Below are 9798 nucleotides of genomic sequence, written 5' to 3' on the forward strand. Positions count from 1 at the left end.
ATGAGAGTTACCTTGTATTTTGACTTGAAATCCACTGGGTATATAAGGATTCGATATCTATACCAAAACGGGTAACTCTCAATCTTTCAAGGTTCAGTGGCAAATTAAGGCTGTTTTTGTTCCTTTAGGCCCCGGTTTTTCAGCATAGGCTCAATACTTGGTGGCTTACCACGCCAGTCAATATACAGCTTTTCCAAGTCTTCACTGTTACCACGTGACAACACCTTATCACGGAAACGCTGGCCATTCTCTGCCGTCAGGCCTCCGTGTTCGGTAAACCAGACAAAAGCATCGTCTGCCAGCATTTCCGTCCACAGATAAGCATAATAACCGGCAGCATAACCGCCACCCCAAATGTGATTGAAGTAGCTGGAACGATAGCGCGGCGGCACGTAGCTGAGATAGATGTTGTCTTGTTGCAGAGACGCGGCTTCAAAATTATTCACGTCCTGCTGTGGTTGATCAGCGGTCAGCATATGCCAGTGCATATCCAACAATGCGGCTGATAACAGCTCGGTCATACCATAACCTTTGTTGAATTTGTCAGCTTTATTGATCTTATCCACCAACGCCTGTGGCATTGCTTCACCGGTTTGGTAATGCTTGGCGTAATGGGCAAACACCTTGGGATCACGTGCCCAATATTCATTAAATTGTGATGGAAATTCCACAAAATCACGGGCGGTACTGGTGCCGGACAGGCTCGGATATTTCTGATCGGCAAACATGCCGTGCAAGGCATGTCCAAACTCATGGAACAGTGTGATCACGTCATCATATGACAACAGTGCTGGTTGGCCCGGCGCAGGTTTGGTAAAATTGGTGACGTTGTAAATCACCGGTTTGGTTCCGATGAGCTTCGACTGATCGACAAAATTACTCATCCAGGCTCCACCACTTTTGTTGTCGCGCTTAAAGTAATCGGTATAAAACAGTGCCAACGGCTTCCCGTCTTTATCGAAAACTTCATACACGCGGACGTCGGGTTGATAAACCGGAATATCTTTGCGCTCTTTAAAGGTAATGCCATACAGCAGATTAGCGGCATAGAACACGCCATTGTTCAGGACGTTATTCAGCTCGAAATACGGCTTAATCTGTGATTCATCCAAATTATATTTTGCTTTGCGTACCTGCTCGGCATAAAACGGCCAATCCCAAGCCTCCAGTTTAAAGCTGCCTTTTTGCTGGTCAATCACTGCCTGAATATCTTTGGCTTCGCGCTCAGCGCGTGCAGTTGCCGCCGGTACAATATCACGCAAAAATTTCAACGCGGCTTTAGGCGTTTTTGCCATCTGATTTTGCAGTTTCCACGATGCATAATCCTCGAAGCCCAGCAGTTTAGCCTTCTCAGCACGGATCTTCGCTAACCGGGCTAGGGTTTGACGCGTGTCATTATTGTCACCTTTTTCGGCTCGGGTCCACGATGCCTCAAATAACGCTTCACGCGTATCGCGATCTTTCAGGTCTTGCAGACTCGGTTGTTGGGTGGTGTTTTGCAATACCAGTAGCCATTGTTTGTCTAGCTTACGCTCACTGGCGGCCTGCGCAGCCGCAGCAATTTCACCCTCGGTCAGTCCGTCCAGCTTGGCTTTATCTTGAATATTCAGCGCGCCATTTTTGGTTGCCGTTAGCAGTTTATTGCTAAACTGGGTGCTGAGTGTTGCTGATTCCTTATTCAACGCCTTTAATTTTGCTTTATCCGCATTGGACAAGTTGGCTCCCGCTAACTCGAAGCTTTGATAAGTTACTTCCACTAACCGGCGCGATTCTGGATCCAGATTCAACGTCTCGCGCTGCTGATAAACGGCTTTAATTCGCTTGAACAGTTTACTGTTGAGCATAATTTCGTCATTCATCACCGCCAGCTTTGGTGAAGTTTCTTCATCCAGTTTTTGCAGCCTGTCAGTGGTATTAGCTGACGTCATCGCCCCAAATACGCTCATCACCCGTGTCAGCGTTGCACCTGATTTCTCCAGAGCGACAAATGTATTTTCAAAGTCAGGCTTGGCGGGATTATTGGCGATCTTCTCTACTTCTTTCAGTTTCTGTTTAATACCGGCAGCAATCGCGGGTGCATAGTCTGCTTCTTTTATTTTATCGAACGGAGGAGCCTGAAACGGTAATACACTCGGGGAAAAGAAAGGGTTTTTGTTCTTGTATTGCTGTTGATTTGCTTCAGCGGTCACACTCATTTGCTTTACCTGATCACTGGATACGTTCGTGTGGTCAGATCCCAGTTTATTTTCTTCGGCTTGTGCCTGAGTGCCAAGCGCCAAGCCAATAGCTAGTACTAAAGTGGATAAACGCATCAATCGAAACTCCTCCATGTAGGTCTAATAGGTTATTTATCAATGAAAATAACTTCATAAGCGCTTTGATACAGTCAATTAACTAACGTAAGCCAATTCATCCAACAGTTAACTGAAGAGCGCGAATAATGAAGGGTTATGCAACGTGAGAAACGGCATTTCCTTCATGTAATACGCTTATAACATAAATGTAACATAATGAGAGTGGTGAGCTGGTGTGCATAGTCCTTATTCCGGGTTTTGTGACTCTGTACATAAATTTTTTATCTGATGTCGTTCGTTATAGGGGATTGATGCTTGAACGCTTATTTATTGGCGGTCACGACGGAAGTTCGGCTTCTGACGTGTTATCATGCGCGCGCTTTTTGTCGATAATCAAAGGAGCCTGTCATGAATGAGTTGAAAAACGACCGCTATCTGCGCGCCTTATTGCGCCAGCCTGTCGATATCACACCTGTGTGGATGATGCGTCAGGCGGGGCGCTATTTACCGGAATATAAAGCAACGCGCCAGGAGGCGGGGGATTTCATCTCGTTATGCAAAAATACTGAACTGGCCTGTGAAGTCACGCTTCAGCCTTTGCGACGCTTTCCATTGGATGCTGCCATCCTGTTTTCTGATATTTTGACGATCCCTGATGCGATGGGATTAGGGCTTTATTTCGAAGCAGGGGAAGGGCCACGTTTTCATTCTCCTATCCTTAATCATGCCGATGTGGAAAAACTGCCTGTGCCCGACCCGGAAATGGAACTGGGCTATGTGATGGATGCCGTTCGGGCGATCCGCAAGGCATTGGCGGGGCAGGTTCCTCTGATTGGTTTTTCTGGTAGTCCGTGGACACTGGCAACCTATATGGTTGAGGGTGGAAGCAGTAAGGCTTTCACCAAAATTAAGTCCATGATGTATGCGGAGCCTGCCACATTGCATCTGTTACTGGATAAATTGGCAAACAGCGTTATTCTATATTTGAATGCGCAAATAAGAGCGGGTGCTCAATCTGTTATGATTTTCGATACTTGGGGGGGCGTTTTATCTCCTCGCGATTATCTGGAATTTTCCCTGCAATATATGCGTAAAATTGTTGATGGATTGATCCGCGAACATGAAGGCCGGCGTGTGCCTGTAACCTTGTTTACAAAAGGGGGAGGGCAGTGGCTTGAAGCGATGGCAGCAACGGGGTGTGATGCCCTTGGGCTGGATTGGACAACTGATATTGCTGATGCCCGCCGTCGTGTCGGAGATAAAGTTGCTTTACAAGGCAATATGGATCCGTCCATGCTGTATGCTTCGCCAGCGCGAATTGAACAAGAGGTTTCGACGATTTTGCAGGGCTTTGGGGCGGGCAACGGCCATGTTTTCAATCTGGGGCATGGTATTCACCAAGATGTTCCGCCAGAACATGCCGGCGTATTCGTCGAAGCAGTACACAGACTTTCAGCAAAATATCACCCATGATTTTATGATTGATACCGATTTATGATAGATACCAAGGCATTACGTCAGGAACAGATCGAGAAAGCACAGCAGGTTATCCGCCAAGATGTGTTTCCTGCGTCTTTTACACCCGAGTTCATTGCAGGTGCAGACGTTGGATTTGAAGACGGTGGTACGGTGACCCGCGCCGCCATCGCTGTTTTACGTTATGCCTCTCTTGAGTTGGTGGAATATCAAATTGCGAGGGTTGACACTGTGCTTCCCTACATCCCTGGTTTACTCTCATTTCGTGAATACCCTGCATTGATGTCAGCATGGCAAAAATTAAAGCTACGGCCTGATTTGGTAATGGTTGATGGTCAGGGTATTGCTCATCCCAGACGTTTGGGTGTCGCCAGCCATTTTGGGTTGTTGGCAGATGTTCCAACGATTGGAATAGCAAAAAGCCGTTTATGTGGTGAACATGCTCTTGTGGGGGCGGAACAGGGTAGTTGTCAGCCATTAATGGATCATGGGGAACAGATTGGTTTAGTGTGGCGGAGTAAAAAAAGGTGTAATCCGCTCTATATTTCCATCGGGCATAAGGTCAGTCTTAACAGTGCTATTCATTGGGTTAAGCACTGTATGAGAGGATATAAATTGCCTGAACCGACCCGTTGGGCGGATGGGATTGCTTCAAATAGATTGTTTTTTAGGCAAACAATGCAGAAAAATCTTTAATTGAGGCGGAAATGTGTGGATATTCTTGATTTTCAGGTAAACTTCGACGCAAATTAGGCATCATGAGTAACGACCAATGTTAAGAAACCCGATCCACCTGAGGTTGGAGAAACTCGAAAGTTGGCAACATTTGACTTTTATGGCTAGTCTATGTGAGCGAATGTATCCAAATTATCAGGTGTTCTGCCGCCAAAGTGGTTTTGCAGACCCTGCACAGTATCGCCGTATTCTGGATCTGGTGTGGGAAGTATTGGTCGTCAAAGATGCAAAAGTGAATTTTGATAATCAGCTGGAAAAATTAGAATCCATTATCCCATCATCAGATAGTTACGATATTTATGGTGTGTATCCAGCGATTGATGCATGCATTGCATTGGGTGAAGTAATTCATTCTCGTCTGAATGGCTCAACATTAGAATATGCAATAACCATCAGTGAAATATCTATCCGTACCGTTGCCATGCTGGAAATGACACAGGCCGGTAGGGAAATGACCGAGGATGAGTTAAAAGTATTACCCGCCATTGAGGAAGAATGGGATATTCAATGGGAGATTTACCGTTTATTGGCAAATTGCGAAGAACGGGATATCGAATTAATTAAAGGATTAAAAGCTGATCTCCGTGAAGCGGGGATGAGCAATATCGGCATAAATTTGGAGCAATAGCTCATAAAACGTGACTTAGTGCTTGATTTGCCGTATTTAAAGTCTTCACATTCGCCCTCACTCTGTTCTACATTGGAGGGTGAAAAGAAGTGGCTATCGGTGCGTGTATGCAGGGGTGCTGTCAAATCGGCATATCCGTCGCACTCGATGCTTTGCAAACGATAAACACACTGTAAGGATAATCTATGAATAAGACCGAATTAGTTGATGCAATTGCAGCAGGCGCAGATCTGACCAAAACTCAGGCTAAAGCTGCTCTGGAGTCAACTTTGAATGCAATCACTGAATCTCTGAAAAACGGTGATGCAGTGCAGTTGGTAGGCTTTGGTACTTTCAAAGTTAACCACCGTGCAGAACGTACAGGCCGTAACCCACAGACTGGTAAAGAGATCAAAATTGCAGCAGCAAACGTTCCTGCTTTCTCTGCTGGTAAAGCTCTGAAAGACGCAGTTAAATAATCGCATTGCAAAAAAAATGAGAGGGGAAAATTTAAAACCCCTTTTGTTGATTCTACAGGGGCTGCTAGCATTGGGTTTTATCTCTTTGCTCAGCGCCTGTTCGATTCAATCAAAGGTCCCACCTTTCAGCGCCAGTGGTTTTGTAACCGACGACGGTGTTGTCCGCTTATGGCGTTTGAATGATCAAAGCAGTAAGCCTCAGGTTATTATGAGTGTTTACAGTCCCTACCGTAATAAAAATACCACTGTTACTTTCTATGAATATCGTCATGGTAATTTGTGGCAAATCCGCAGGAATGCGCTTGATAGCTCTTCAGTTGCAGAAACATTACGTATTGACCAAAATAACACGGTCATTTTTAGTCTGCGGCAGTTAAAAGAATACAATGAATCACTTTCTGACGACGATGTGAATCGTCTGCGGTTTGATGCTAAACGGATAGAGGAAATCAGTGACGCTTTAATCGCAGGAAAGATTCAGTTGTTACAGGGCTATTGGCAGGATGGGCAAGTGACCATGTGTTCAGGAACACAGTTAGCTGCTGGGTTTGAACCCCATGCTCTGAAATGGCTGAAAGAAAGGCGAAACAGCAGTTTTGGTTCACTGAACATTGCTTGGTTGGATTCGCCAGAAGGAAAACAGTTATTACTGGTTGCTAATGATGATTTTTGTCATTGGGAACCGACGAAAGATACTCTGTAATACAGTTACTTTCGCCGGCCTTTTCCTTCATTTTTTAAGCTGTAGCTTTGTTGGCTGCGCTGAAACTTGAAATCGATTGGGTATATAGATAGCTTTATTTCAAACGTTCAACGGCCCGATAACCAATGTCGTTACGGTAAAAGCATCCTTTCCAGTCAATTTGTTCTACTCTCTGGTAAGCTTTTTTCTGTGCGTCTGCAATATCATTACCCAAAGCGGTGACACATAGAACACGTCCACCCGCAGTGACTACATCCTTGCCCTTAAAAGCGGTTCCCGCATGAAAGACTTTTTTATCCGTATCTGCTTCTTGAGTTAAGCCACTGATAACATCATTTTTGGCATAGCTAGCGGGATAGCCTCCTGCCGCCAATACGACACCCAGTGCAGGGCGGGAGTCCCATGTTGATGTTTTACCGCTTAACTGGCCTTTTGCTCCCGCAAGGCACAGCTCGACCAAATCAGAACGCAGACGCATCATAATAGGTTGGGTTTCGGGATCACCAAAACGACAGTTAAATTCGATGACTTTCGGTTCACCCTGCTTATCTATCATTAAGCCTGCATAGAGAAAACCAACATAAGTATGGTTCTCGGCTGCCATTCCCTCAACGGTAGGATAAATGATTTTTTCCATTACACGCTGATGGATTTCATCCGTTACCACTGGTGCAGGTGAGTAGGCTCCCATTCCGCCGGTATTTGGCCCGGTATCGCCGTCACCTACCCGTTTGTGATCCTGACTGGTAGCCATAGGAACCACGTTTTTGCCATCCACCATGACAATAAAACTGGCTTCTTCCCCATCCAGGAATTCTTCAATGACAATACGATGCCCTGCATCACCAAAAGCATTGCCCGCCAGCATATCTTTGACTGCGTTTTGTGCTTCTTCCATTGTCATAGCGACGACGACGCCTTTACCGGCAGCCAGACCATCAGCTTTAATAACAATTGGAGCCCCCATTTTTTCCAAATAAGCCAGTGCCGGTTCAATTTCTGTGAAATTTTGATAGGCCGCTGTGGGTATATAATGGCGTGCGAGGAAATCCTTGGTAAACGCTTTGGAACCTTCCAGTTGGGAGGCGGATTTGGATGGACCAAAAATAGTTAGGCCAGCTTGTTGGAAAGCATCAACCACACCAATAACGAGCGGGGCTTCCGGCCCGACAATAGTCAGGCCGATATCGTGGCTTTGGGCGAATGCCAGCAATCCCTCAATATCTGTGGCCTCAATGTCCACATTTTCCAGATTTGCTTCTAATGCTGTACCTGCATTACCCGGTGCAACATAGATTTTATTCGCTAACGGTGATTGTGCAGCTTTCCAAGCCAGCGCATGCTCTCTTCCACCACTACCGATAATGAGTATATTCATCAATTGCTCCTATATTAATAGAGAGGACATTTAATGGCGGAAATGACGCATGCCTGTGAAAATCATGGCAAGGCCATGTTCATCGGCCGCAGCAATCACTTCATCATCACGAATGGAACCACCCGGCTGAATAACACAGCTCACTCCCACTGCGGCGGCGGCATCAATACCATCACGGAAAGGGAAAAAGGCATCTGAAGCCATAACGCAGCCCTGAACTTCCAACCCCTCATCTGCGGCTTTAATGCCAGCTATTTTGGCAGAATAAACACGGCTCATTTGACCTGCTCCAATGCCGATAGTCATATTATCCTTGGCATAAACGATAGCATTGGATTTTACAAACTTAGCGACTTTCCAGCAAAACAACGCATCTCTCATTTCTTGCTCTGTCGGCTGACGTTGGGTTACGACTTGTAAATCCCCTTTTGTTATCACGCCTAAATCGCGATCCTGTACCAATAAACCACCATTGACACGTTTGAAATCTAAGCCAGCGGCTGGCAAATTCCATTCACCACACGCGAGAACGCGAACATTTTGTTTCGTCGCCAGAATTGGCAAAGCCGCTTCGTTAATAGAAGGGGCAATAATGACTTCAACAAATTGGCGATCAATGATGGCTTTGGCGGTATCAACATCCAGCTCTCGGTTAAATGCAATAATGCCCCCAAATGCTGAAGTAGGATCGGTCTTGAATGCGCGTTCATAAGCAGCATTAATATCCGTGCCAATGGCAACGCCGCAAGGATTGGCATGCTTGACTATGACACAAGCTGGCTCGGAGAAAGATTTCACGCATTCAAGGGCGGCATCGGTATCTGCGATATTATTGTAAGAGAGTGCCTTACCTTGTAACTGAGTTGCGGTAGCAATAGAAGCTTCTGCTGTTTTCTCCTCTATATGTTTCTCTTCTATATAGAAAGCAGCATCTTGATGACTGTTTTCCCCATAACGCATATCCTGCTTCTTGATAAAATTCAGATTTAAAGTGCGGGGAAAGCGGCCTGATAGTTGATTTGTATCGCCGTGATAGGCTGGAACTAATTTGCCAAAGTAATTGGCAATCATGCTGTCATACGCGGCTGTATGCTCAAATGCCTTAATGGCGAGATCAAAACGAGTGGGTTGTGTCAGTGAGTTTTCGTGGTTGTCCATTTCCTCAATAATCTTGCCGTAATCTTGGCTGTTAACAACAATCGCAACATCTTTATGGTTTTTGGCCGCAGAGCGAACCATCGTCGGGCCACCGATATCAATGTTCTCTACGGCATCTTCCAAAGAGCAATTTGGATTTGCAACGGTTTGTGCAAAGGGATAGAGATTGACGATTACCATATCAATCGGCGCAATCTGGTGTTGTGCCATCACTTCATCATCCTGACCACGTCGGCCCAGAATGCCGCCATGAACTTTGGGATGAAGGGTCTTGACCCGTCCGTCCATCATTTCGGGGAATCCGGTATAGTCCGAAACCTCAGTGACATTTAGCCCTGCTTCAGCCAGCAGGCGAGCGGTGCCACCCGTTGAAAGCAGTTCGACGCCGCGACTTGATAAGGCTTTGGCAAATTCAATAACCCCTGCTTTGTCAGAAACACTTAGCAGGGCACGGCGGATTGGACGAAGCTGTTGCATTGGTGTGATCCCTTGGATTTCATAAAACAAGAATAACTTATTGAGAAAAAACCACTGATTGAACGAAAAAATGGCTTCTGCAATAACATTTCAAAAAAAACCGAAAAAATCATACGGTGATTTTTTCTTCGTAGATTGTAACGAAAACGTTTGCGTGATGCTCGACAAATTTTATCAAAATATCCATTTGTGGATAGTTTTGTGTGTAAGTCGGTATAACTTGGGGTTTTGCTGTGTGATTAATCAAACGATAATTTTTTTCAAAAAAAACTATTGCCAGGCGCCGAAAACTCCCTATAATGCGCCACCACTGACCGACGCTGAGCTGAGACATGCCGCAGACGCCAGTCGGAGACCGGCGAAAAATAAACGCTTGACTCCGGAGGCAAACAGCGTAAGATACGCAGCCTCGCAACACGGAGAACCTCTCCGGTTGCCCCGCTCTTTAACAATTTAATCAGACAATCTGTGTGGGCACTCGCAAGACCCTA

General features: G+C 45.8%; 9 protein-coding genes. 5 read left to right on the plus strand and 4 right to left on the minus strand.

The window, feature by feature from the left end; translation table 11 throughout:
- Window positions 1-104 precede the first annotated feature (104 nt).
- Complete coding sequence (dcp, locus tag Xhom_RS05315) at window positions 105-2312, minus strand: peptidyl-dipeptidase Dcp (RefSeq protein ID WP_069317722.1); 2208 nt, start codon at window positions 2310-2312, stop codon at window positions 105-107.
- Between the two features lie 390 nt (window positions 2313-2702).
- Here dcp and hemE point away from each other — a divergent pair, with 390 nt between their 5' ends.
- The 5 genes from hemE to Xhom_RS05345 all read left to right on the plus strand — a co-directional run bounded on the left by hemE (window position 2703) and on the right by Xhom_RS05345 (window position 6294).
- Window positions 2703-3767, plus strand: coding sequence for a uroporphyrinogen decarboxylase (gene hemE, locus Xhom_RS05325; RefSeq protein ID WP_069317723.1), 1065 nt, complete (start codon window positions 2703-2705; stop codon window positions 3765-3767).
- Window positions 3768-3788: 21 nt separating this feature from the next.
- Window positions 3789-4466, plus strand: coding sequence for a deoxyribonuclease V (gene nfi / locus Xhom_RS05330; protein WP_069317724.1), 678 nt, complete (start codon window positions 3789-3791; stop codon window positions 4464-4466).
- A 76-nt stretch (window positions 4467-4542) separates the two neighbouring features.
- Entirely contained in the window at window positions 4543-5133 is a 591-nt protein-coding gene (locus tag Xhom_RS05335; protein WP_069317725.1) for a YjaG family protein, read from the plus strand.
- 185 nt (window positions 5134-5318) lie between these two features.
- Complete coding sequence (hupA, locus tag Xhom_RS05340) at window positions 5319-5591, plus strand: nucleoid-associated protein HU-alpha (RefSeq protein WP_010848914.1); 273 nt, start codon at window positions 5319-5321, stop codon at window positions 5589-5591.
- A 70-nt stretch (window positions 5592-5661) separates the two neighbouring features.
- On the plus strand, window positions 5662-6294 hold the full coding sequence (locus tag Xhom_RS05345) for a DUF1481 domain-containing protein (RefSeq protein WP_335673741.1): 633 nt from the start codon (window positions 5662-5664) through the stop codon (window positions 6292-6294).
- 94 nt (window positions 6295-6388) lie between these two features.
- Here the strand turns inward: Xhom_RS05345 and purD are convergent, their stop codons facing one another.
- From purD to Xhom_RS30000, 3 genes are all read right to left on the minus strand, one after another.
- Window positions 6389-7672 (minus strand): phosphoribosylamine--glycine ligase, encoded by a 1284-nt coding sequence (gene purD, locus Xhom_RS05350; protein WP_069317726.1) that lies wholly within the window; start codon window positions 7670-7672, stop codon window positions 6389-6391.
- Between the two features lie 30 nt (window positions 7673-7702).
- Window positions 7703-9307, minus strand: coding sequence for a bifunctional phosphoribosylaminoimidazolecarboxamide formyltransferase/IMP cyclohydrolase (gene purH / locus Xhom_RS05355; RefSeq protein WP_069317727.1), 1605 nt, complete (start codon window positions 9305-9307; stop codon window positions 7703-7705).
- Between the two features lie 109 nt (window positions 9308-9416).
- Complete coding sequence (locus Xhom_RS30000; protein WP_069317728.1) at window positions 9417-9641, minus strand: hypothetical protein; 225 nt, start codon at window positions 9639-9641, stop codon at window positions 9417-9419.
- Window positions 9642-9798 lie beyond the last annotated feature (157 nt).

This window comes from Xenorhabdus hominickii (genome assembly GCF_002632725.1).
Classification (GTDB): Bacteria; Pseudomonadota; Gammaproteobacteria; order Enterobacterales; family Enterobacteriaceae; genus Xenorhabdus; species Xenorhabdus hominickii.

Bases quoted from the DNA above. Each gene is read 5' to 3' on its own strand.
- purH (WP_069317727.1), bottom strand. From the start codon at position 9,307: ATGCAACAGCTTCGTCCAATCCGCCGTGCCCTGCTAAGTGTTTCTGAC.
- purD (WP_069317726.1), bottom strand. From the start codon at position 7,672: ATGAATATACTCATTATCGGTAGTGGTGGAAGAGAGCATGCGCTGGCT.
- dcp (WP_069317722.1), bottom strand. From the start codon at position 2,312: ATGCGTTTATCCACTTTAGTACTAGCTATTGGCTTGGCGCTTGGCACT.
- Xhom_RS30000 (WP_069317728.1), bottom strand. From the start codon at position 9,641: ATGTCTCAGCTCAGCGTCGGTCAGTGGTGGCGCATTATAGGGAGTTTT.
- hupA (WP_010848914.1), top strand. From the start codon at position 5,319: ATGAATAAGACCGAATTAGTTGATGCAATTGCAGCAGGCGCAGATCTG.
- Xhom_RS05335 (WP_069317725.1), top strand. From the start codon at position 4,543: ATGTTAAGAAACCCGATCCACCTGAGGTTGGAGAAACTCGAAAGTTGG.
- nfi (WP_069317724.1), top strand. From the start codon at position 3,789: ATGATAGATACCAAGGCATTACGTCAGGAACAGATCGAGAAAGCACAG.
- hemE (WP_069317723.1), top strand. From the start codon at position 2,703: ATGAATGAGTTGAAAAACGACCGCTATCTGCGCGCCTTATTGCGCCAG.